Origin of the sequence: Apibacter sp. B3935 (genome assembly GCF_009827705.1) — a bacterium.
GTDB lineage: Bacteria > Bacteroidota > Bacteroidia > Flavobacteriales > Weeksellaceae > Apibacter.
Genome location: NZ_WINL01000004.1, coordinates 1 through 25,742, shown reverse-complemented (window position 1 = coordinate 25,742; position 25,742 = coordinate 1). Strand labels below are relative to the sequence as shown.

Below are 25,742 nucleotides of genomic sequence, written 5' to 3'. Positions count from 1 at the left end.
TTTTCATAAGGGTTTTTTACTGAAAATATAATATCAATCCTCTAATGCATTGGCAATTATACTAAGGGGATGTTCACATTTTTTAGTGGTAAACATTTCGATTTGCCATTTACAAGTTTCGCAATCGGTTGCAACAAGATCGAAACCTCCCGTTTCAATTTGATTAAATAATGGATCACCAATTTTTTTAGAAACTTCGTGATTTTCTTTTTTAAATCCAAAAGTTCCGGCAATTCCGCAACAATTAGATTCCAAAACGGTTACTTCTACATTTGGTATAAGTTTTAACAATTCAACGGAATAATACGTCCATCCTAATTTTGCCATGTGACAAGGGGTATGATACGCAATTTTTAAAGGTTTATTTTTAAACTTAAGTTTAGTGTCAGAAGAACTCAGCAATCGGTAAATGTATCGAGTAGCTAATTCTACTTGATCTTTAACGGAACTATTATCTACTCCCAAAAGATGAGAATGTTCATCACGTACAGTAAACGTACAGGAAGAAGAAGTAGTGATTACCGGAAGTTTTTTGTCTATTACGGATTTGCGAATTTCAGCTTCATCGATAGTCGCGTTTTTCTTAGCTTTATCTATAAAACCGTTTGATATTAAAGCAATACCGCAACATCTTTCTTTTTCAAGAAGTTGAATCCCTATGTTCAATGAGTTAAGAACTTTGATCATATCCTTTCCAAGCTGCGGATTATTATAATTTACATAACAACCGTGAAAATAAGATACTTGTGTTGGATATTTTTTTTGTTCTTCAGCTACATTCTTGTACCAACTTCTGAACGTACCGAATGAATATTTGGGAAGGCTTCTTCTCTTATCTATTTTTAAGATAGGTTCAATTAAGCTTTTAACCGGTTTAAAAGAAGTCATTGCATTCACAATAGGAGCAAATGGAGTAGCCAGTGTACCCATAAAGTCCGTGTGAGCAAGAATTACATCTCTTAAAATAGGTTTTTTCTTGCTGTATTTAATGCGAGCCATCTGGATTATATCACCAATCTTAACGTTAGATGGACAAGCAACTTCACATCTTTTGCAGTTAATACAATATTTTAAAGATTCGTCATAAAATTCAGGGTCTTTTAAACGTAATCTTTCTCCATCAGGGCCGGAATGTTTTGGTCCCGGATAATCGGGATTTACTTTGGATACGGGACAATACACCGTACAGATCGTACATTTAATGCATTGTTCGAAATTATTTTCACTTTTATTGAGCAATAGGTTCATAGGTCTTTTCTTTGATTAAAATTTGTTCAGCTACATATAATGCGGATAAAAAGGAAACACCTGCACCGCATCCTTCTTTTAATGGATTGAACCCACTAAGAATGGCACCTGCCACATATAAATTATCGATAGGCATATCGTTTTTTATACCGTGAAAATTTTTGTCAGTTTTAACACCAAACTGTTGATAATTTTGCTTTTCAAATAAATTACTATTATACCAATCTGCTCGATCTTGTAAATAATCCGTATCAAGGTCAAATACAGGTTCATAAACTTGTTTACTATCAGCTAATAATCCTTGACTAAAAAAGCTTCCGGAAGAAAGTATTACGTTTTTGGCAGAAATTGGAATATTTCCGTGGTTAAGTGTATATAATTCGGTAACTTGATTTCCTTCAATGTTGGCATGGGTTACGCTGTCTCCCAGCATAAAAATACCGCCCAATTTTGTGAAATAATCTTTTAGATATAATTGAGTACTAACACCTACTAGGGAAGGAGGGAAGGTCGGTATTAAATATATAGGTTTTCCTACCTTTTGAATGAGTTTAGGTAATACATCCGCATTTCTAAAACCAATACAATCAGGGAAAATAATAGCATCGCATCCTTGACTTTTTTCAGTGAGAATTTTAGCCAGAAGATTTTGGTTAGCTTCTTTGTCAAATACAAAGGACAGGTTAGTAGATCTAAATTCGCTCGGATTTTTTCTGATTGTATTTAATTCCGGTAAGTTGAAATAGTTGATGGTAGTTTCCACTCCTATTTTTTCAAATGCTTCGGAAATAAAATCAGGATTAAAATCTAAAAATCCCTCAACATTTATAATTGCTGCTTTTTTAACCGGAAATTTTCCATCTTCAAAAAAAGCAAAATTTGGCATGGTTAACCAAGTGGGTTTTATCATACCCATAGGGGTAATTCGATAATGATTTTTAGTTGAAGACCCTTGGATTTTTATTCCAATTCCATTTAGAAAATTTTTAGCTTCTTGGGCTAATTCTTTAAATTTAGATTCGCCCATTTTGGTATATGGATGATTCGGCGCTTGTTTAGAAAGTTCTGATAGGGAAGCTTCCGGGTTATTAACAGGCGTTCCGTCAGGAAGATTGTTTAACAAATCGAAGGAACCAGAAAAAAAATGTAAAGCACTTTGTCCGGAAGAGATAATAGCGCATTTTTGCCCTTTCTGCATTAATCGAATTCCACAAACCAATCCGGTTAAACCACCTCCTACTATTACTGTATCAAATTTCATCTTTTGCTTTTTTAATTTGTTCTTGTGTCATATCTAATCCGCATACTCCTTCATAAACCCAACTGGTAAATTCACTTTCTCTTAAAGTATCGCCCCAGGCAATAGGACGTATTCCTTTCCATCTTTCATTAAGGAAAATGGTTAAATCTTCTTTAGATTTATCCGGGCTTAAAACTTGATAATGGTTCATTAATCCGGCTGCTCTACAGGCACAAAGTTCTCCTTGACAGGTTCCCATGCCAACACGAGTTCTTCTACGAAGATCAATTAGATTGTTGACATGTAATTCATTAATAGCATATTCGACTTCTCCGACTGATACTTCCTCACATTCACAAACTAAACTATTTTCCGTAACCTTGTTTGCTTTTAAATTCTCTGCCATATCTCCCAATCTGTAAATGGCAGATTTACGTATGGTAGTTGGTACTGAAGTCATTTTTTGATTTATTTCTTCAGTACTTTGTTGAGATCCCGGAAGATTGGATTCAGCGGTTGTACAAGGAGTTGTATTATTTAATTTTTTACATACTAAGTCTGTAGCCCATTCAGCCATTAATCGGTACGTCATTAATTTACCACCGGTAATGGTAATAAAACCTTCCAGACCATCTCTTGTAGAATGGTCTAATAAAACGATACCTCGGCTAACATTACGTCCTGAAGGATCATCATCGGAAGCTACTAATGGTCGCACTCCTGCATACCCACGTAATATTCGGGTTTGAAGCAGGGTAGGGGATAATTTTCCACCTTCACGGATTAAGATGTCTACTTCTTCAGGAGTAACATACATGTTGTCAATTTCTTCGTAAGGGACATGGGTGGAAGTTGTACCTATTAAACAAATGGTGTCTCCGGGTACGAGGATATCAGAGTCCGCAGGTTTACGACAACGGTTTAATACCATATTGTTAACTCTGTGTCCAAAAATAAGAAGCGATCCTTTAGCAGGAAACATTTTTATTTTTAAATCAGCATACTCCGCAATTTTTTGCCCCCATATTCCTCCGGCATTTACTACTACAGATGCATATAAGTTTTTTTTCTGTTTGGTTATATGATCATAAACTTTTACTCCGATAACTCTGTTCTGCTCTTTAATTAATCCTAAAACTTCATGGTAAGTTTCAATGGTTGCTCCATGTTGTTTAGCATCTACTATATTAGAAAGAGTTAAACGGAACGGATCTACAGTTCCATCCGGTACAACTACTGCACCGATTATGGAAGGATTCGCAGAAGGCTCTAAATGTAATGCCTCTTTAGGGTCGATGGCCTTAGCATCAATTCCTGCAGTATGACAAGCCTCTATAAATTTAGATTGAAAAGCAATATCGTCTTCCGGTAAGGTTAAAAAAAGACCGTCTGTTTTTTCAACACAATGGCTGGCGATACGTTTTAAGATCATATTTTCTTTGATACATTCTTCAGCGGATTCTCTATCAGTAACCGCATAACGACTGCCGCTATGTAATAATCCGTGATTTCTTCCCGTAGCTCCTGTAGCTATATCGTGACGCTCTAGCATAAGCGTACGCAATCCTCTCCTTGCACAATCTCGGGCAGTTCCGGCACCGGTCGCACCTCCTCCGATAACAATTACATCCCAAGTGTTAGTTTTACTAGAATTAGATAATTCTGTTTTCACAAATGTTTGGTTTTATTTTAGTAGCAAAATTACGAAAGAAAACGAAACAATATGGAGTTACTATTCTGATATTAATCATTTTTTTAAAAAACAGATAAGATAATTTTTTATTATTAATATATGATTGATAAACTAGATTAATTATTACTTAATTAATTGTAAAAGTTTTAATTAATTATAATTTATTTACAAATTATTATGATGAAAATTTTTTCTAAAAATTTTCTAATAGGGCCTACTATTACTTTTGTTTTTATCTGAAAAAGCGGTTTTAAAACGTAAGTAATGGTAAAATTTTATAAGAGAGAAATAGTGATTTTTTAACAATGGAAAATAAAATAGATTTAATGGACTGTATTTTTTTGTATACTATCTTTACCAATTATAAAATGAAAGATAAGAGTATATAGAACTAACAGACTTGAAAATCAATGAAATTATTTCATCATTTAAAATAAGGTTTCGAATAGTAAAAATTATTCTTGTAGTTTTAAAATGACATTGTGTTGAATGAACGATATAAAACGAAGAATTTTCATATTCAAATAAAAAAAGTTCCTTAATCAAGGAACTTTTTTAAAATTATTAAGGAAATTTAGGAAATTTTTTAAAATCGGGTTTACGTTTTTCCAAGAAAGCTTTTTTACCTTCTTGGGCTTCATCCATTAAATAATACATAAGGGTTGCATCTCCGGCTAATTGCATTAGACCATGCTGACCGTCAAGCTCAGCATTTAAACAACGTTTTATCATACGTAATGCCATGGGACTTCGTTGCTGCATGATTTCACACCATTCTATGGTGGCGTCTTCAAGTTGTTCCAAAGGAACAACTTTATTTACCATTCCCATTTCTCTTGCTTCTTCAGCGGTATATTGTTGGCATAGGAACCAAATTTCTCTTGTCTTTTTTTGACCAATACTTCTGGCAAGGTACGATGAACCAAAACCACCGTCAAAGCTTCCAACTTTCGGACCGGTTTGTCCAAATCTAGCATTTTCGGAAGCTATTGTTAAATCACAAACGACATGAAGCACATGTCCTCCTCCGATAGCAAATCCGTTTACCATAGCAATTACCGGTTTAGGAATTTCCCTTATTTTTTTATGTAATTCCAATACATTTAATCTAGGTACTCCATCTTCTCCTACGTAGCCGCCAACACCTTTTACATTTTGATCACCTCCGCTGCAAAAGGCTTTATCTCCCGCTCCGGTTAGAATGATTACATCAATTTCGGGATGCTCTCGACAGTATTCCATTGCTTCAATCATTTGAAAATTGGTTTCCGGTCGGAAAGCATTATAAACTTCCGGTCGATTAATAGTTATTTTTGCAATTCCATTCCAGTATTCAAATAAAATATCAGAGTATTCTTTTATGGTTTGCCAATTTCTAGCCATATTGTATTAGATTTATTTTATTGATAATTTTCAAATTTAGGTATTTAATACCTATTATAAAAGTAAGAGTAGTATGCCTTCTTGTGTTTTACCACCAAACTATGGCAATTTTAGGGATAACGGACAAAGCTTTTTAAATTAACTTTGTACATAATTTAAAATCTTAAATGATTAGTAAAGATCAATTATTGTTTGTACTGATTGATTTTAGAAAATCTTTTTACTTGATAAAAGGTATAAAATTCTAAAAATGTGCTTTCCACTGGTTTTTTATTTGCTTTGGAATTATTGAGTAGCAAATTCCCAATAATACAAACCATAAAGGAGTAAAAATGAGAGCCTGTCTTGTGTCTTCTTTAAACCAAAAAGCCACAATGAGAAATAAGAAAAACAATAAGGATAAATAAATGGATAGAAGACCTCCGGGAACTTTATAATTTGATTTTCGGTGAAGTTCGGGTTTTCTCTTTCGGAATGAAATATAGGATATGAGGATCATAGACCAAATAAAAATAAAAAGTACGGTAGCTACCGTAGTTACCAATGTAAAGGCATACATTATATTTTCGTTTCCATAGCAGAGGATTAGTACGGCAGGGAGCAAACAGATGCAGGAGAACGTTAATCCATAGGAAGGAACTGAAGCTTTGGAAAGTTTTCGGAAATAAATAGGTGCTTTTTTGCTTAACGAAAGACCGTATAACATTCTACTGGTTGAAAATATACCACTGTTAGCAGAAGAAGCAGCGGAAGTAAGTACTACAAAATAAGTTATACTGAATGCAGCAGTTATTCCGGCAAAAGAAAATAAAACTACAAAAGGACTTTTGTCGGGGTCTATAGTTCTCCAAGGCATTACCGACATGATTACGGCTAAAGAAAGTACATAAAATAGAATAACTCGAACAGGAATGGCATTAATGGCTCTGGGAAGAGTTTTTTCCGGATCTTTAGTCTCTGCAGCTGTCGTTCCTACCAATTCTACTCCAACAAATGCAAAAGCGGCAATTTGAAATCCTGCAACAAATCCGGTAAAACCGGTAGGGAAAAATCCGCCATCGTTCCATATATTGGAAAGCGAGGTAGTTACTCCGGATGGAGATTTGAAATGATTAATTATGAATAGTATACCGATTGCGATAAGGGAAATTATGGCAATAATTTTAATTATGGCAAACCAAAATTCTGCTTCTCCAAAAAGCTTAACAGTTAATAGATTTAAACATAAGAATAATATTATACAAGCTAAGGCTGGAATCCACGGTGCAACCATATTAGGAAAAAGATATTCTACGTATCCGGAAATAGCGATTAAATCAGCGCTTCCGGTTACGATCCAGCAAAACCAATAAGTCCAACCCATAAAAAAACCGGCCATAGGGCCTAATAAATCGGTAGTAAAATCGACAAATGATTTATAGTTAAGATTGGAAAGGAGCAATTCGCCCATGGCTCTCATGACAAAAAACAAAATAAAGCCTATAATGGTATACACCAATAAAATTGATGGACCTGCCAAGTTTATGGTTTTTCCCGATCCCATAAATAATCCCGTCCCGATAGCTCCTCCAATTGCAATGAGCTGTATATGTCTGTTAGTTAAACTCCTTTTTAACTGATTGTTGGAATTATTCATGTATTCAATTTTTTTCTTAGTTATGTAATAATTGATTGTTTTATTAATAAAATATAGTATAAAATTACATTTTTTTATGAAGTTTCATATATAAATTACAATGTATTTGTACTTCTATTTAGAAATTAAGTATATTAAGAATATCCATATTTTTGTAAAAAAGATAATTCAATGGAAAATCGCGTCTTAAATTCAAAAATATTTGAAAATCCCGGAAAAATGCCCTTATTGATTTTTCACGGTTTATTTGGAATGTTGGACAATTGGGGGACTTTAGGAAAAAAATTTTCTGAAACAAATGAAGTACACCTTATCGATTTACGTAATCACGGTAGGAGTTTTCATTCAGATGAAATGAGCTACACAACCATGTCTGATGATATTGTTAATTATATGAAACATTATTCATTAGATAAAGCCATTTTACTAGGGCATTCTTTAGGGGGAAAGGCTGTCATGGAATGCGCTGTTAAACACCCTGATCTTGTTGAAAAATTAATAGTTGTTGATATGGCACCTAAAGCGTATCCTCCACATCATCAGCAAATTTTCAAGGCATTGGAAAGCGTTGATTTTTCAAAAGTAAATGAAAAAAAAGATGTTGAAAACATGTTATCTCAGCATATAAGTGATGCCGGAATATTAATGTTTTTAATGAAAAATGTTTACAGAACGGAAGATAACCGTTTCGACTTTCGTTTTAATTTAAAAACCTTAAAAGAGAAATACAATCAGTTAATTAATAATACAATTTCTTTTGGAAAATATGAAGGTCCTACTTTATTTATTGCCGGAGAAAAGTCTAATTATATTTTGAAGGAAGATGAGTTTTCGATACGTCAACAATTTCCAAATGAAAAAACAGTAGTTATCCCCCATGCAGGGCATTGGGTTCAAGTAGATAATCCTACAGTTTTTTATGAAACTGTAACCACTTTTCTTCAATCTTAATTTATAAAGATTTTATCCGCGTTTAAGTTATAAGAAGAAATTTTTTACACGTACATTCTAATCTAAGGATTGTAAAAATTAGTATAAGAGAAATTTAAAATACGTTGGAGACAGATTGATTATTGTAAAGGAGGAAGAACGTATCTTTACAAGAGTAAGAAGGATGGTTCGAACATTTTCTACCTTAAATTTTAAATAATATGAAATACTACATAATTGCAGGAGAGGCTTCAGGAGATTTACATGGTTCTAACCTCATGAAAGAAATTAAAAAAGAGGATCAAAACGCAGAATTTCGTTTCTGGGGAGGAGACTTAATGCAAGCCCAAGGGGGAATAATGGTTAAACATTATAAGGATTTATCTTTTATGGGCTTTCTTGAAGTAGTGGCTAATTTAGGTACTATACTGGGTAATATTAACTTGTGTAAAAAAGATATAACAGCATATAAACCGGATTGTGTGATCTTTATTGATTATCCCGGATTCAATCTTCGCATTTGTAAAAGTGTGAAAAAATTAGGGATAAAAACATTTTATTATATATCTCCTCAATTATGGGCCTGGAAATCCGGAAGGGTAAAGATTATTAAAAAATATATTGATCGAATGTTTGTAATTCTTCCTTTTGAGAAAGATTTTTATGCTAAATATAATTATCCGGTGGATTTTGTGGGACATCCTTTATTAGATGCTTTAAATTCATTACCTGAACTAGATCAAAATAAGTTCAGAAAAGAGCATGGTCTATCGGATAAGCCCATAATAGCATTACTGCCGGGAAGTAGAATACAAGAGATTAAAAAAATGTTATCTCAAATGTTATCGGTGGAAAAAGATTTTTTATCTTATGAGTTTGTCATTGCAGGTGCACCCTCTATTGAAATAGAGTTTTATCAACAATTTTTGAATTCACATGTAAAGATTGTTTCCAATCAAACGTATAATTTATTGAGGATTTCTCAAGCTGCTTTAGTTACCTCCGGAACAGCTACCCTGGAAACTGCTTTACTGAACGTGCCTGAAGTTGTTTGTTATAAAGGCAGTAGAATTTCTTATGAAATAGCCAAAAGATTAATAAAGCATATACAGTATATTTCTTTAGTTAATTTAATCATGGATCGAAAAGTAGTAACCGAGCTTATCCAAGATGATTTAAATTACAATAATTTAAAGAGTGAATTAACTAAAATATTGGAGCCTGAAAATGCAGTAAAAATTAAAAAGAACTATTTAGAGCTCAGGCATAAGCTGGGAGACTCCGGAGCTTCCTCTCGAACGGCAAAACTGATAGTTGAAGAATTAAAAAAGGATTCCTAATTTAGGAATCCTTTTTTTGTAGTTATTTGAAAATTATTTTACTCTTTAACGATTTTAAATACTTTGTTTTTATATTTTAAAATATAAACACCGGAATAATAACCGTTAAAATCGACTTCTTTAATTTTTTCTCCCGGAGCAATGGTGGTTTCCATAATTAATCTACCCATTAGATCATAAATGCTTATTACTTCTTTTTTAGTCAGTGGTTTTGAGAAAACTATTTTTAAAGTAGTTGAAACCGGATTCGGTGCTATTTTAATTTCTTCATCTTCAACTGTAATATCATCTACTCTCAGGGAATTCTTATTTATAACTAGTTTTACATTTTTAGAAGAAGATAAATAATTTGAACTTTCATTAGCGGTAATGGTAATATCATAAGAACCTTCTTCAATATATCCTTGTTTAGGGGAATAAATTAAATTAGTTTCTGTATGATTTAAATTGGCTTGGACATTTTTCACCGAACCATCATAAATGAAAGTTTGTATGTCATCAGCAGAAATAACAGACTTAGCCTTATCTATTATTAAAGATATTTGCTTAGATACTTCCAAATAATTTAGAGTTTCAGGAGCGCTTACGATTACTTTATGTATACCTGCATTAATAAAGCTCTGTGGCGTATAAATTAAATTAGTTTCCGTATGATTCAAGGTCGCTGTTACATATTTTGCAGAACCGTCATACGTAAATTTTTGAGTTTCATCAGCAGAAATGTTTGCCACTGCCTTTTTAATTATTAGAGTTATTTGTTTGGATGCCTCTTTGTAATTTTTGGACCCCGGAGCAAAAATGGTAATAACATATTCTCCTGCATTTCTAATTTCTTGTGGACTATAAATTAAATTTGATTCTGTATGGTTCAGGGTAGCTGTCACATTTTTTACAGAACCATCATAAGTTAGTGTTTGTGTATCAGAACCGGAAATAATGGCCTGAGCTTTATCGATGGTGAGAGTAGCCGTATATTCCGCAGAACCATAATTAGGGTGATTTAATTTAGCTTTAACTAAGTAAGAACCGGCATTTGTATGACCATTGTTTTCATAAGAAACTTGAGTTGATTCCGGTATACCTGTAACCGATAAACTATGTGGTTTGCCATCATATATAAATGATTTACTTTCCAATAAGACAGAAGCCGGAAATGAATTAGTTGCAACAATTTTTAATTTAATATCTTTTGAAACTTTATTGTAATTAGTAGTTTCAGGAGCACTGGCCGTAATTATATAAATTCCTATATCTGTATATCCTTGTTGAGGTTCATAGGAAATTACCGCTTCGTCATGATTAAGTCTGGCAGTAACTTTTTTCACGGTTCCATCATAATCATATGTTTGGAATTCCGGAGCCATAATTTCAGCATCAGCCTTATTAATTTTTAATGTTACAGTTTTGGATGCTGCCTTATAATTTTGAGTGGCTGGAGCTTCAATGGTAATTTTATAAGTTCCTGCATTGATATAGCCGCCTTCATTAGGGACAAATTTGATTGCTGTTTCATTGTGATTTAGGTAAGCATTAACTTTTTTAACTGTTCCATCATAGGTGGCAATTTGTATCTCTTCGGCAGAAATTATTGTAGTAGCTTTTTCAATTTTTAAAGTAATTATTTTAGAAACTTCCTTATAATTATCAGATTCAGGAGCACTGACTTTTATAGTATATTCCCCGGCATTAATATAACCTTGTGAATAAATTAAATCAGTTTCCGTATGATTAAGGGTAGCTGTCACATTTTTAACTAAACCATCATAGATAAATGATTGTACATCATCAGCGGAAATAATCGCCGTAGCCTTATCAATGGTTAAGGTAGCGGTATACTCTGCTTTACCATAATTAGGATGAGTTAATATCGCTGTAACCAAGTATGTGCCCGCCTTTATATGTTCATTATTTACATATGAAACTTGGGTAGATTCCGGTAATCCGGAAATTACTAAGTTATGAGGTTCTCCGTTGTATGTGAAAGATTTATTTTCCAACTTCACAGAAGCCGGGAATTTGTTAGGATAATTAATTTTCAGTGTAATTTCCTTAGAAACTTTTTTATAATTAGATGTTTCAGGAGCATTAGCTGTAATAGCATAGGATCCTACCTCAGTATATCCTTGTTTAGGACTATATGTTACATGAGCTTCTTTATGATTTAAAATAGCCTTTACATTTTTAACAGAACCATCATATGTAAATATTTGCGTATCATCAGCAATAATGGAAGCCTCTGCTTTTTCAATTCTTAAAATTACGGTTTTAGAAACAGATTTATAATTATCAGTTGCTCTAGCAGAAATGGTTATTGTATATTCTCCGGCATTTGTAAATCCGTTTATCGGTGAAAAGGTTAATTCGGTTTCATTATGATTAAGTGTAGCTGATATCTTTTTTAAATTTCCATCATAAGTAAATGTTTGTACTTCATCGGCCGAAATTTCAGCATTAGCTTTTTCAATGTTTAAAACGATTTGTTTTGAAGAATGTTTATAATTGTTAGACTCTGCAGCTTTAGCGGTAATTGTATATTTACCCGCCTGACTGTATCCTTGTTGTGGAAAATAAGATAAGGATGTCTCATTATGATTTAGAGAAGCCGTTACAATTTTTTCTTTACCATCATAAGTGAAATTTTGTAAATCTTCAGCGGATATAATTGAAGGTGCTTTATTAATAATTAATTGAGATAATAATTGAGTGTCTTTATAATTTTTATGTATTAAAGTGGCGGTAACTGTATATGTTCCACTTTTAATTTTATTATTATTTTCATAATTAATTTGTGTGCCTTCCGGATAACCTTCAACAAATAAACTATGTGGATTACCATCATAAGTAAATGTTTTACTTTCTAATTTAATCGTTGACGGATAAGAAACAGTTTTATTAATATTTAAAGTAATGGTTTTAGTAACAGCTTCATAATTAGAGGTAGAAGGAGCACTAACGATAATTTTATAGGAACCGGCATCTGTATATCCTCTTTGTGGGGAATAGGTTAGTATGGCTTCGTCATGGTTTAATTGAGCAACTACATTTTTTACTGTTCCATCAAAAGTATATGTTTGAATTTCGTTAGCGGTGATTAAAGCCTCCGCTTTTTTAATTATAAGTTTAACTTTCTTTGAAACGGATTCATAATTTGTTGAAGCGGGTGCATTTATAACAATATCATAAGAACCTGATTCAGTAAAGCCTTTTTGAGGGCTAAAGGTTAAATCTACCTCGTTATGGTTTAAAGTTGCAGAAATGTTTCTTTGTTTACCATTATAGAAAAAGGTTTGTATATCCTCGGCAGAAATTATGGATTGTGCTTTTTCAATAATTAATTTTACATCTAATGATGCTGCTTCATAATTATTGGTTTGTTTTGTTTTTAATGTTATGGAATATTCTCCGGCATTAATATATCCTTTTTGGGGATAAGAATCAATGGTGGTTTCCTTATGATTAATAGAACCGGTAACAGTTTTTTCCTTGCCGTCATATGTATATATTTGTATGCTTTGGGCTGTAATTACAGTTTTTGCCCTTTTAATTTTTAATATTACTTTCTTGCTGGCCTTTTGGTAATTATCTGATTCCGGAGCTTCAATTTTTATTTCATAGTCTCCTGCATTAATATATTTATTGTTAGTTAAATATTGGAGTTGGCTTTCCGAATGATTAAGAGTGGCACTTATATTTTTTTCATTACCATCATAAATAAAACTTTGTTCGTCTTCAGCTATAATAATTGCTTCAGCTTTGTTTATTATAAGGTTGTTGTTTAGAATCAGTGTATTATAATTACTGTTTGTTATAGTGGCTGTCACCTGGTATGTACCGGAATTGATCGGTTCTTCTGTATTTTTAGGATATGAAGTATGTTTAACTCCTTCGTATTCATATTTTATTTCGGTATTGTTGGGAAGTTTATCTGAAACAGTGATAACATTATTATGTTTATCACCATTGTAAGTAGTTACTTTCTCATTAAGTTTAATACCGTTAAAATTTGCCTTATTAATTAGTAATTTACCTTGTATCAACAGGGTATTATAATTAGGGTTACTTACTGTTGCCGTTACAAGGTAAGTACCACTATTTACAGGTTTATTTTTTTGTTTAGGGTAGGATGTTGCATTAATGCCTTCGTATTCATACACTATATCGGTTTCTGCCGGTACAGTTCCGGTAACCTCCATAGATTTTTCTAAACCATCATAAGTAACACTCATTTCAGGTAATGATATATTAGTAAAGTTTGCCTTTTCTATAACTAATATAATATCTTTTTTTGCGGCAAGGTAATTTTTTGTTTCAGCAGATTTTGCTGTTATGGTATACCCTCCGACATTTACATATTCTTGTTGAGGTTCATAGGTAATTGAAGAATCATTATGATTATGGGAAGCGAATACTTTCTTTTCTTTTCCATCGTAAGTGTAGGTATATAAATCATCCGAGACAATTTCAGTTATAGCTTTTTTAATTGTCAAATTTGCTGTAAGAGTTATTTCGCAATCGGTTGATTCAGAATTATTTTTTAATTGAACGATCACTAAATAAGTTCCGGCATCAATAGGTGCGTCAGAACTTTCATTATAAGAAGTATTTCCGATACCTTTATATTTGATTTCTGCACTTATATGACTTGGAAGTTCATTTAAAAAAAATTCTTTAGTTTTTCCATCATAAGTTACTTCTGTGTCATTAATGGTAATATCTTTAAAGCTGTTACATGAAGCTTCATTTTGATATTCATAAGCACCTATATCTACGGTTTTGTTAACAATTCGAGGGCTGTTGTCTAAGTCTTTATTCGTCGAAATTATATATTCATTATTACCCTTATTTATAACCGGGCTGTTTGGATTTAATTTATATCCGTCTTCGAATAAAGGATCGGTTTGACCGCTTAAATTAAAATTATCAGTGGAAAAATTATACTGAATTAAGCTATAGTTAAAAATAGGTTTTAGACCTTCTTCATTAGAGGTTGTATTGGGTTTGTTACCCCAAATTATACTATTGTAAATTGTAGGGTTTGCATCATTACAATATAAACCACTGCCTTTATTAGCCGAAACTTCGTTATCTGAAATGGTAACATTTGTAAATTCAGATTCATTTGAATGTTCGATATAAATACCTCCTCCTTCGCCGGATTTATTTCTAACGACTAGAGAGTTTGTTAACAGTAAGTTTGAGTTTTCAATATAAATACCGCCTCCTTTACCAATCGCATTTTTATATTTATAATTTATAATAGCATTATCGGAAATTATTACATTATTTAATCTAGGTTTTTCTGAATCTAAATTATATACTCCTGCACCTTTTGCTTTAACATTTGTAGTTTCTATATTGTTATTAGTAATGGATACATCCTGTAAAAAAGGAGATGACTTAAGAGTATAGACACCGCTTCCCCCTATGGCATTATTACCAATTAATTTATTATTTGTAATAGTTATATTGTTTAAGAAAGAGTTGGATACGTCAATTGTTATACCTGCTCCGGCATCTACGGCATTATTATCCGATATTATCAAGTTTTTTAATTTGGGCGATGAATTAGAAAGATAAATACCTCCACCATATCCAGTATAAATCCAACTATTATTAACTGTTATGTGACAAGGAACTTTATATTTTCTTATACAATTATTGCTACGTACACTTGCATTTCCTCCTTTAATAGTAAAACCATCAAGAACTGTTTTTCCGGCATCTCCTGATGAAATTACAACATGGTATACATTATCACCTTGGAGTATAGTACTATTATTTTTCCAATCTCTTTGATTAACAGATGTTTCTGTTCCTGCAAATCCACCATAAATTTCTACATTTTTCGGTAGTACAAAAGAACGATCATTAGCATTACCACCATCACCTGCAATATATAAAGGAGAATAAGAACCATTAGCAACCCATATTTGCTTAATTAGTATCTCATTATCTATATTTTGTTCTTCAGCAATTTTTAAAGCATCAGCTAATTCCCCCAAAGCGTTTTCCCATGAACTCCCGTCTCCATTACTACCTTTTTTAACATATAAAATGTCATGTTTGGGTTTGAAACCGGGCATAAGGATTGAAGTTTTATTAGCATCCAGAGTATAACTGAAAGCTACACTAAAATTATATAACGGATAAGGTTTGCCATGTAAAAAACTTCCGTCCTTGTCTTTAGGTTCATTGTCCGGTCTTAGGGTTTTTTCTGATTTTTCTCTTGGATAGATATATTCACCATCCTTTTTAGCATCCAAATCTACATAAGTAAAAAAAGCAGGATAGTTATCACTATCCCTTAGATTTCCGGCTTTAATCAATAATTTTTTATTAAGATATATATTTTGCTGTCCGTATATGACCTCTACATTTCCGGTAATAGCATTTGTACAAGAAATAATTATCGTATTATTATTCGAATCGATTTTTACCTCAGATATATTTTGTTCCACCCCGTTATTCTTTATTTTAAATCCATAATTGGGAAGTGCTTGCACAAGATTGGTATCAAAAACAAGAGGGGGTTGAGGTACATGAAATATAATCCCCACTGAATTCGACGATATACGATAGATTTGTTTAGGCTGTAAAGGTTTAAAATCTTCGCCTAGTACTTGGGTTTTATAATACACTTTTGCCAACATTTCACCATACCATCTGTATCCGTTGGCATCCATATGAATTCCTCTATGCGGCAAATGATAAATTGGGCCGGCATTTATAATGTCATCATATGTATTTGATAATTCTAATTGAGCAAGTCCAATATTGAGATTATCATCATTTCGTAATGATCCTACTTGATAGGTAATAAAAACCGGTTTTTTAGTTTGCCCATAAGCATTCATGATATCTTTCTGCATATCATTTTTTAGTTCAACCATAAGCTTTTTATAGACATTTTTGTCAAGAGTAGCACCTCTAGTATTATCATCATGAAGAGTAAAATAATTGTATTCTCCCTGAAGCCAAAAAATTGCCGGAGTGACCATTTTGTAACCATTTGATCGGGCAATATTTGCAGCAGATTCAATTGATTTTAAAAAATAATCATTATAATAATTTTTTTGTAAAACCCCTTTTTTAGATAAAGCTTCAATGCTTTTTCCATTTTCTCCATCGGAAGAAGCCAGGTATTTAATCCCTGATTTAGGCTGTTTTAATTGTAAATGGTTTACCAGGCCAACTAAAGGAGTTTCCGCCAACGTGATGGATGCTCTGTTTTTAGGATAATTTTGGTACATTATGGCAGTGGAAGCTTTCAACGGATTAAATTCTGTGAAATGGGTATTTCCCTGCTCGATCCAGACTTGATCTCCTATCATATAGTTTCCCTCAATATTTTCGGTAGATAGAGCGGGGTAAGATTGAGCTCCTGTCGACAAACTTTGTCCATACATAATTAAATGTTGGTAGGTTCTGTCTTTAAGTGTTTGAGAAGATTCTGTAAGTATTGGATTTTTTTCTTGTGAATAAAGGAATCCAATGCCTATAGTTTGCAATAAAATAAGAACAAAATATAGATGTTTCATATATCAACTTTTGATCAAAAAATTAAATAATTAATTAAATTATCAAAGTGAATGAAGTAATCTGATTAATAAAGAATATTTAAATAGAATTAAAAAATAAATATAATAAATTGATAATAAGAACTATTTAAATAACATAAACTAAAACTAATTACACACACACAACTATACAAAAATACAAATATTCTGTATTAATATTAGGAAATTTATTAGAAATTTAATATAAAAACTTGTTTTAAATAATTAATTTAATTAAAATTAAGTGTATTATTGTTAATGATAGTAAATTAAGTATATATTAATTATTATAATAATTACTATACTTTAAAAAAAATATTATAAAAAAATAAATTGTAATGCTATTGTAGAAATTATTTTATAAATAAAAAAATATTTTATAAATATCGGGCTACATTAGTATAGAGTAAATGTAATTAGATAAGTTATTGCTATCAACTTGACTTGAAAAGTATAAAGATTTAGTTTGGACTGTTAATTTGAGAAAACTATTTCCAATCTTTTAAATACAGAGGGTCGAAATAGGCAACATCTTCAAATGTGGTTTGTTGGAATTTTTTATAGGAGAGATCAACCATATTTTTTGCTTGAGGATAAGCATTAATAAAGGTAGCGTTTTCCAAAGGGAATGAAGTTTCTTTCAAGAAATTTTCAGTTTTTTCAACAGCATCTCCAACAAAGAGTACTTTCTTTGAACTTATTTGTTCAAAAGATTTTTCATTTAAAATATGAGCATGAGTCTCAATTAGATATTCTCCTTTTTTATTTAAGACAGACGTGTAAATTTCCATTCTTCTCGCGTCAATAACAGGGATAATATAATCGTACTCGGAATTTAAATAGGGAACGGCTAAAATATATAAAGAGTTTATGGAGATTAGAGGGATATCATTTCCAAAACAAAATCCTTTGGCTGATGCTAATCCTATACGTAAACCCGTATAAGATCCGGGTCCTTTTCCTACAGAGACGGCGTGGATATCAGAAAGTGCTAATTCTGCACCTTCAAGAGCCCATTGAATAAATAAATGAAGATTTTCGCTATGTTTATAATCTTGAGATATTTCTTCACAATATGAATTTATTTTACCGTCAGTTCCAATCGCTACCGAACAGTTTTTTGAAGAGGTTTCTATATGAAGAATATTGATTGCCATTACTGTTTTTTCTTTTTGTTACGGTAATTTACAACTAATTGAATGATAATGGCAACTATTCCAATGCAAAAATAAACGATCGCAAAAAAATTATTTTGTGAGGGATCACCTTGCGAGCGGTTATACCAGAAAAACGAACGGATAATAAAATAAATACCAATTATAAATGCTATAAAATTTGCAATCTTTTTTTTCATCGTATTAGTAGTATTATTTATTTTTTTTATGCGTATGCGCGTTTTACATACAAGACTAAAGTAATTATACCAAAAATAATATTAGGGAGCCATACTGCAAACCAAGAAGGTAAAATTCCTTTGGAAGAGAATACTTGTAAGGCTTGGAAAGAAAATATATATAAAAAAGCACAGGATATACCAATCGCCAAATTTATTCCTAATCCGCCTCTTTTTTTTGTTGAAGAAAGAGATAAGGCAAGGAAGGTAAGAATAACTACAGCTACAGATGAGCTGGTTCTTTGATGAAGCTCATTAAGATAGATATTTACATTATTAGCACCTCTCATCTTTTCTTTTTTTATAAACTCTCTTAATTCAGGAGTATTCATAGTTTCTGCTACAAATGCTTCAGGCAGTAATTCATCAGGAGTAAAATTAAAATGTTTTTTTAAGGTACTTCCGTTTTTTAAAGATACTATGTTTCCATTAGAAGACATCTCCTTTTCGTAATAGTTGCCTAAGACATAGGTATTGTCTTCTTCAGACCAATAAATTTCAGCAGAACGTAATTCATGCAGCAATATTCTTTTTTCATTAAATTTCTGATATAAAAATCCCGTTCCTCTCTTCATTTGACGATTATAGCTGTTAACGAAAATATATTCTGTAGGAGATATTTGTGCAGATATATTTTGATTGGCCATATAGGCATCTTTTTTGTTTCCGGTAAGAATTTTTACATTAAACTCATTCTTTTTAATGTTTGCCCAAGGAAGAAGAAAATGATTGGTCATGAAAGAACCTAACGCAATCATGATTCCCACGATAAAATAGGGTCGTGAAAATCTGAAAAAACTGGTCCCTGAGCTGGTAATGGCAACAATTTCCGTATTATTTGCCATTCGAGACGTAAAATAAATTACAGAAATAAAAACCAGTATGGATGCAAAAACATTTACTGCCCAAATAACATAAAACGGATAATATAATTTTAAGGTATCCAATACGGAAAATCCGTTTTCGCTGAATTCCTGATAATGACTTTGAATATCAATAATCACAAAAACAGCAATTAAAAGAAGCAGCATGAAAAACAAGGTTCCCAGAAAGTTTCGAATAATATACCGGTCTAAAATAGTAATCATAATCTGTTTCTTAGCTGCGGAATGACCGATTTTTTCCAACTTGTAAAATCACCTTCTATAATATGTTTACGAGCGGTTTTAACCAAGTCTAAATAAAACGCAAGATTATGTACAGAAGCAATTTGTTTTCCTAAAAATTCATTAGCAGAAAACAAATGCCTTAGATAGGCTTTGGAGTAATCATGGTCAACAAAAGCAGTACCTTTAGGGTCCAGTTCGGAAAAATCATCCGCCCATTTTTTGTTTTTAATATTAATAACGCCATCCCAGGTAAATAGCATACCGTTTCGGGCATTTCGAGTAGGCATTACACAGTCCATCATATCAATACCTAAAGAAATGGATTCCAAAATATTCCATGGAGTACCCACACCCATTAAATATCTCGGTTTTTCAAGAGGCAAAATATCAGTTACCAAATCGGTGATACGATACATTTCTTCTTCCGGTTCTCCAACGCTTAACCCCCCAATAGCATTACCATCCGCATTGACAGAGGAAATAAATTCTGCAGAAAATTTGCGTAAATCATCGAAGGTACTTCCTTGTACAATAGGGAATAAATGTTGTTTGTAATTATAAAATTCCGGATTTTCATCACACCATTTCACACAACGTTTAAGCCATTTATGTGTAATTTCCAATGAATTTTTAGCATAGGAATAATCGCAAGGATAGGGGGTACATTCATCAAACGCCATAAAGATATCCCCTCCGATATATCGTTGGATTTCCATAGATTTTTCAGGTGTAAAAAAATGATACGATCCGTCAATGTGCGATTTAAATTTTACTCCTTCTTCTTGGATTTTCCGAGTTTGAGAAAGAGAAAATACTTGATAACCGCCACTATCTGTAAGGATAGGACGATTCCAATGGATAAATTTATGTAACCCGCCGGCCTTGTATAATATATCGGTGCCCGGTCTTAAATATAGATGATAAGTATTTCCTAAAATGATTTGGGCATTAATATCTTCTTTAAGTTCTCTTTGATGCACTGATTTTACTGTTCCAACCGTTCCAACCGGCATAAAAATAGGGGTTTCTATTTTTCCGTGATCGGTTTGCAAAATACCTGCTCTTGCTTTAGAATTTTTATCCTTAACGTTACTACTAAAAAACATAAATGCAAATATATAAACTGATTTAAAAAATATTCTAAAAAAGGATGTTTTTTAACATTTAAGGTAACCCATTAATTTCGACTATTTTGCTTTTTAAATGTTGGGTTTGATATTTAATTAAATAGAGTATTCTTGGATAAAGAATGGTAATTTTTATATATTTGCAAAATTGTAATCATTTTGTCTTTAAAAGAGTGATGATGTCATGCTGATAATGCTTTTTTAATATGATGTTTTAGTGATCATTCACAACTTTAATTATTACGATGAAGTATACTTAGTGTTGTGAATTGCTTCAAATTTTATTAGATATACCGAGTTTCATAATGACAACTATTGAATAACTTGATGTAAGGATGTTGTAAATCGCTTTTAGGTAATTTAAATCATAATGGTATAAATCAAATCGCAAGTGCCCATAAGGGTTGGAAAATATGTAATGTTGTGAATTGATTTCAAATTTTATTAGATATAGAAATATATTATTGACTTTTAAATGGGTATTTTATTTTTTTGTTTTGTATAGTTTTTAAAACTGATTGAATAGTACCCTAATTTAACTTTCAATTAATCTATTAATCCATCCATCAGATTCGGTTTACATTTATGTGAAAGAAGTCAATCTTGTTTTTTTATTGTTTAACTTATTTTAGTAGTTTCTAATCAATAAAATTATTTTTTTCATTTTGGAACTCATTTAAAAACTTTGCAAGCCCAGTATGAACTATTTAAAGTATAATGACAATTTCCGCAGCATAATTTAAACATTCTCCTTCCAAGGCTCCTTTCAAATCTAAGCCTGATTCTTCGCGAGATTGTGCAAAAAAATGTGCTTTTCGAGCACAAGTGTCTAAGTTAAAGTTATTTTTATTTTAAATTTTATTTAAAAAGAGATTATTATTTTATTGGTTCTGCTATACGCCTGTAATCATAAGGGTTTGGATCATCTTCCATTCCTTCTCCTCCATTAAAATAATCTTTTTCTTTCTTTGCTGCTTCATACCATTCTTTAAATTTAGGTAAACCGTAATAATTATTCTTTTTAAATTCTTTTTCGTAAGCCTCTCTTTCAAAATGATAGTAATAGAATCGGGTCATAAACATTTGATTAAAATCGTAATGTTTATCGTATTTATATTGCTCTCCCCAATACAACAAATGAGCTGCTATTTTTGCTTTTTGTTCTATTGTCAATTTTTCTTCTTTAATTGCAAAGGATGCCATATAATTTGATAAATACTCTGCTACATACAGAATATATAAATCGTCATGTGGGGTAGATAATTCTTTGAGTAAATCCAAGGTATTTTGATGGACTCGTATTTCTCCATTACAATCCTTGGTCCATAATAGTTTTCCCAATTCTTTCAAATGTTTTGTTTCGGCAAACTTTGAAAATAGTGGTAAATCCGTATTTTCAATCACCCATTTCAATAGTTTTTTATCCTCAGTATAACCAAATTCAGTTACCAAACTGCGCATAAAAAATTCATCATGCATAACCAGCCATGGAAACTGACTTTTATCGTCATTAAATAAGTATTTGTTTCGGGAAATTAAACGCTGTTTATTAAAATACCTTCGTTGGGATAAATTTTTTATTTCTTTCCAATGAGGAATTTCTAATTCCTCGGTCCAATATGAATCTGATTTTATAATTTTTTTATCTTCAATTGATTTTGTTTCAGGATATTCTTTTTGATAATCTATAAGTTCTGGTATTGCATATAGACTAGTAATGAAATAATTATTTTTTACTATAAAAATACCATTGTAAATAGGATTTCTACTATAAATTTCATCTCTATTACATTTATCATATAAATCTACATATAAATATTTTTTATCTGACTTATTATCTATTATCCTATTTAATATTAATTTAATTTTATGGTTAAATTCAAGTTGTGTTGGAAATGTATAGCCTTGAGATACTAAAATTTTATTTATTATATTAATTGTGGCATCTAAATCTTTTTGAGAATAATTGTGGGATTCATATTCATCACCTAATGGGGTACTATCACCATCTTTTAATTGAGACATTAACGTTTCTTTTACCATATTATCATTTTCTATATTAATATTTGTTTGATTTTGCTTATTTTGAGAACATCCTTGTATGCTTAAAATTAGACTAAACAAATAGTTTGTTATTTTTCTCATAATTTTACTTTTTAATTATCTTGTTGAATTCAATGATTCTTTACCAGCTGTTTTAGTTGCTGGAGTAAATAATGGTTCTCCCAATTCTATTTTTGGAACTTGTTTTGGATGGAAATATTTTACTTTTGGATCTCTTTGTCTTAAAACTACATTCACAGTAGTTCCTTCTTGTTTTCCTGGTTTTGCCTGATTTCCTCCTAATTGTGCGTAAGCATTTCCAACTTTACCTACTACTATAGCAACGTGACCTTGGCTTCCAACTTTATAAAAGGTTCCATTTTTAGCCCAAACCATAAAAGATCCATAAAATGGTATATCTACTTCCTCATAACCAGAATATGAAAAAGAAACAGCTTTTAAAGCATCTTTTCTTGGTATTTCTGGATTACCTATTTTCAAGCAATAATTAACAAAAGCTGTACACCAGGCAGTTTTATCTGTATATCCCTTATGTCCTATTTCAGTAAAAAAGTTTGCTATTATTGAATTATTACCTTCTTCTATTCCTATAAAGCTTCCAGCTACTTTTACATAATTAAGCATTGGATTATCTAATATTTTATTATAGTTGATTTCTTTCTCTCCCCTACAAACAGCCTTATCGTATTTAAACCATGTTTTTAACTTTATAAGTCCTTCTTTACGCTTTTCCCAACCATGCGGATCGGGTTTATCTTTATGTGTAAGCGGATACCCATTTAATATCTTAGATTGAAACCAAAAGTATTTTTCTTCCTCTATAGTTTCTTCATAAGCTAATGCAATATCATTTAATGATTTTCCACTCCTTTTGGAAATGTATCTCGTTTCCATTTAGCGTACGCATTTTTTTCTTTATCACCATAATCTATTATATATGAAAGTGCCTTTTTTTCAATACACCATTCCCAACCGGCACTGTCTATGGCATAATGTAGATCTTTGGATATCAAATCAGGATCGCTGATAAATATTCCTTCCTCTTCTTTTTTCAGATAACCTTGTTTTACTAAATAAGATCCATAAAATTTATAAGGTCCGGGATCATCGTAAGCAGTTCCTTCCTTATTTAAATTACCGGTAAGTTGTATCAATCCTCTCCCTTTATAAAAGGAAGTACTGGATTTATATTTACTCGGTTTTTCTTGCGATAATTTAAAAAATCCCGTCTCTGCATTTATTTGAGCCCAAAAAGTTATCTTTTTGAATACCAATATTTATATTATATCTGAGCCTTTACGTGTACCTTGCTTAAATTATTCCGGAGTCTCCTTATCAGTAAATTCTTCCGCATATTCTACCATTTCTTCTAAATGGGGTAAATTATAGTAGTTGTTTTCTATAAAGGTGTTTTTTAAATCATACCAAGGTTCCAAATCATCTATTAATGAGGCGTGATATGCACCTAAGATATTTCCGTTTCCCCACCTTACAGTTCTTGATAAATGATATTTCCTAAATAGCGGATCACAGGTATTGGCTAAATACCCTATTTTTTTATAACTATATCCTTTTTGCGCTTTTGTTAAATCACTTTTATCTAATTCTCTTAATAGATATAATGTGCTGTCAATTAATTCTATCGCATAGGTGCCTTCATTCTCATTAGTTATATGTTCTATCGTTTTTAATATTCCTTCTCTGATATATAATTTATCATCCGTTTTAAAATTATCTACAAAAATTAAACTTCTAACCTCTTGCCCAAACTCATAACTTCTTGGATTACATCGATTATACAAACTATCCATAACACTTTTATTAATTTTATCTTCCTTATCATAATTGAAATTTAATAATAAGTCATGGGCCATTTCTTTTTCCCTTGAAAGTAAATATATCAAACCGGCTTTATCTCCATACATTAAATATTTATTTAAACTTACTATCGATAAATTTTGTTTAACCGAATACTCCTTTTTATCGATATTATTTATTTTTATTAAATCCTCCAAAAAAACCATCGGGGTAATGATCTTTCTTTCCTTGTCTATAAATAAATTCCATTCAAACCTTGCAAACGTGTATTTATACTGATCAAAAGTCATGGTTTTACTGACATTACCTTTGATTTCCTCATCCGTATAAGCTACTCCTCTTAGATTGGCAAAACGAAGTGGATATAAGGTAACTATCGTTTCTTTACTTTTATCCAGATCGATTCCAAAAAGATATTTTACACGTTCTCTGAATTCGGCATACTCCGGAAATTTATATCCGCTGTTAAACAGCGTTTTTTCAATTAAGGGTTGTTGCAAGTCTAAATCTTCCCGGGTGGCAACATATTCGTTTTCCGGAATATGATCTTCTACAAAAACCCGTTTTTGTAGTTCAATATGCTCGGCTATTTTTTTTAAATCTATTTCATTATTCATAACGGGCTTATTTTCTGTCGGTTTTTCAATAGGTTTTGTTGTTGCTTCTTTATTTTCATTATTAACTTGTATAGCCGATTTATTTTCTTGGCCTTGACAAGAAAATAAAACCAATACTTGTATACATGAGATTAATATCTTTCTCATAATTCTTTGTTTTTTATTATTTTTTCTTTATTTCAAAGGTGTACCCTTGATCTTTCCACCGTATTTTTTTATCTGCCTTACTAAAGTGAACTTTAGGAGTATAAAAACGGCAAGGTGAGACCTCATGCCCTTTACCATTTTTTAGAGGATGACCGATTAAATGGTTTGATTTTCTTAACCATTTGAGTTTAATAACTCCTCCCATAATTAATTTCGAACTCATTCCATAAGGAGTTTCAGAAGAACTGATTGCTTCAATGGTGGTGACTATTTCCAGGGTTTCTTCAACTTCTTTTCCTTCTTCATTTTTCCTTTTTATCTTTTTTTCTTCATAATCGATAATTACCCCGGTATGGCCCATTCCTCCGCTTTTATTTTTCCATATAAATATATCTCCCTTTTGAGGTTTGTAATTTATATCATCATGTTTCAGTAAATATT

17 protein-coding genes are annotated in these 25,742 nt (G+C 31.6%); 2 read left to right on the top strand and 15 right to left on the bottom strand.

What is annotated here, in order from left to right; translation table 11 throughout:
* Positions 1 to 33: 33 nt before the first annotated feature.
* From glpC to cycA, 5 genes are all read right to left on the bottom strand, one after another.
* On the bottom strand, positions 34 to 1,248 hold the full coding sequence (glpC, locus tag GFV00_RS08340) for an anaerobic glycerol-3-phosphate dehydrogenase subunit GlpC (RefSeq protein WP_160542974.1): 1,215 nt from the start codon (positions 1,246 to 1,248) through the stop codon (positions 34 to 36).
* Positions 1,229 to 2,509: a glycerol-3-phosphate dehydrogenase subunit GlpB gene (glpB, locus tag GFV00_RS08335; RefSeq protein WP_160557794.1), complete on the bottom strand. Its 1,281-nt coding sequence runs from the start codon at positions 2,507 to 2,509 to the stop codon at positions 1,229 to 1,231. The genes glpC and glpB overlap by 20 nt, the downstream gene beginning before the upstream one ends.
* On the bottom strand, positions 2,499 to 4,160 hold the full coding sequence (gene glpA / locus GFV00_RS08330) for an anaerobic glycerol-3-phosphate dehydrogenase subunit A (RefSeq protein ID WP_160557795.1): 1,662 nt from the start codon (positions 4,158 to 4,160) through the stop codon (positions 2,499 to 2,501). The genes glpB and glpA overlap by 11 nt, the downstream gene beginning before the upstream one ends.
* A gap of 585 nt (positions 4,161 to 4,745) precedes the next feature.
* Entirely contained in the window at positions 4,746 to 5,564 is an 819-nt protein-coding gene (gene menB, locus GFV00_RS08325) for a 1,4-dihydroxy-2-naphthoyl-CoA synthase (protein ID WP_160557796.1), read from the bottom strand.
* A 244-nt stretch (positions 5,565 to 5,808) separates the two neighbouring features.
* Positions 5,809 to 7,200: a D-serine/D-alanine/glycine transporter gene (gene cycA, locus GFV00_RS08320; RefSeq protein ID WP_160557797.1), complete on the bottom strand. Its 1,392-nt coding sequence runs from the start codon at positions 7,198 to 7,200 to the stop codon at positions 5,809 to 5,811.
* A gap of 171 nt (positions 7,201 to 7,371) precedes the next feature.
* On the opposite strand from cycA, the gene GFV00_RS08315 reads away from it, so the two are divergent.
* The gene (locus GFV00_RS08315) at positions 7,372 to 8,151 is read left to right on the top strand and encodes an alpha/beta fold hydrolase (protein ID WP_160557798.1); all 780 of its coding nucleotides are present in this window, start codon (positions 7,372 to 7,374) and stop codon (positions 8,149 to 8,151) included.
* Between the two features lie 200 nt (positions 8,152 to 8,351).
* Positions 8,352 to 9,470: a lipid-A-disaccharide synthase gene (gene lpxB / locus GFV00_RS08310; RefSeq protein ID WP_160557799.1), complete on the top strand. Its 1,119-nt coding sequence runs from the start codon at positions 8,352 to 8,354 to the stop codon at positions 9,468 to 9,470.
* A 38-nt stretch (positions 9,471 to 9,508) separates the two neighbouring features.
* Here lpxB and GFV00_RS08305 read toward each other — a convergent pair whose 3' ends face one another.
* From GFV00_RS08305 to GFV00_RS08260, 10 genes are all read right to left on the bottom strand, one after another.
* Positions 9,509 to 17,008 carry an MBG domain-containing protein gene (locus GFV00_RS08305; RefSeq protein ID WP_160557800.1) on the bottom strand — a complete coding sequence of 2,500 codons (7,500 nt, stop codon included), beginning with the start codon at positions 17,006 to 17,008 and terminating at the stop codon, positions 9,509 to 9,511.
* A 506-nt stretch (positions 17,009 to 17,514) separates the two neighbouring features.
* Entirely contained in the window at positions 17,515 to 18,177 is a 663-nt protein-coding gene (gene tsaB, locus GFV00_RS08300; protein WP_160557814.1) for a tRNA (adenosine(37)-N6)-threonylcarbamoyltransferase complex dimerization subunit type 1 TsaB, read from the bottom strand.
* A 5-nt stretch (positions 18,178 to 18,182) separates the two neighbouring features.
* A complete protein-coding gene (locus GFV00_RS08295) occupies positions 18,183 to 18,380 on the bottom strand; it encodes a hypothetical protein (protein WP_160557801.1) in 198 nt (65 codons plus the stop codon).
* Between the two features lie 26 nt (positions 18,381 to 18,406).
* Positions 18,407 to 19,546, bottom strand: a complete 1,140-nt coding sequence (locus GFV00_RS08290; protein ID WP_255448671.1) for an LptF/LptG family permease — start codon at positions 19,544 to 19,546, stop codon at positions 18,407 to 18,409.
* Entirely contained in the window at positions 19,504 to 20,634 is a 1,131-nt protein-coding gene (gene tgt / locus GFV00_RS08285) for a tRNA guanosine(34) transglycosylase Tgt (RefSeq protein WP_160557802.1), read from the bottom strand. The genes GFV00_RS08290 and tgt overlap by 43 nt, the downstream gene beginning before the upstream one ends.
* Before the next feature lie 897 nt (positions 20,635 to 21,531).
* Positions 21,532 to 22,800: a hypothetical protein gene (locus GFV00_RS08280; RefSeq protein ID WP_160557803.1), complete on the bottom strand. Its 1,269-nt coding sequence runs from the start codon at positions 22,798 to 22,800 to the stop codon at positions 21,532 to 21,534.
* Positions 22,801 to 22,815: 15 nt separating this feature from the next.
* Positions 22,816 to 23,613 (bottom strand): CHAP domain-containing protein, encoded by a 798-nt coding sequence (locus GFV00_RS08275; RefSeq protein WP_160557804.1) that lies wholly within the window; start codon positions 23,611 to 23,613, stop codon positions 22,816 to 22,818.
* On the bottom strand, positions 23,571 to 23,993 hold the full coding sequence (locus GFV00_RS08270) for a hypothetical protein (RefSeq protein ID WP_160557805.1): 423 nt from the start codon (positions 23,991 to 23,993) through the stop codon (positions 23,571 to 23,573). The genes GFV00_RS08275 and GFV00_RS08270 overlap by 43 nt, the downstream gene beginning before the upstream one ends.
* A gap of 42 nt (positions 23,994 to 24,035) precedes the next feature.
* A complete protein-coding gene (locus GFV00_RS08265; protein ID WP_160557806.1) occupies positions 24,036 to 25,301 on the bottom strand; it encodes a hypothetical protein in 1,266 nt (421 codons plus the stop codon).
* A 16-nt stretch (positions 25,302 to 25,317) separates the two neighbouring features.
* The coding region (locus GFV00_RS08260; protein WP_160557807.1) for a CHAP domain-containing protein at positions 25,318 to 25,742 on the bottom strand (425 nt) is incomplete at its 5' end.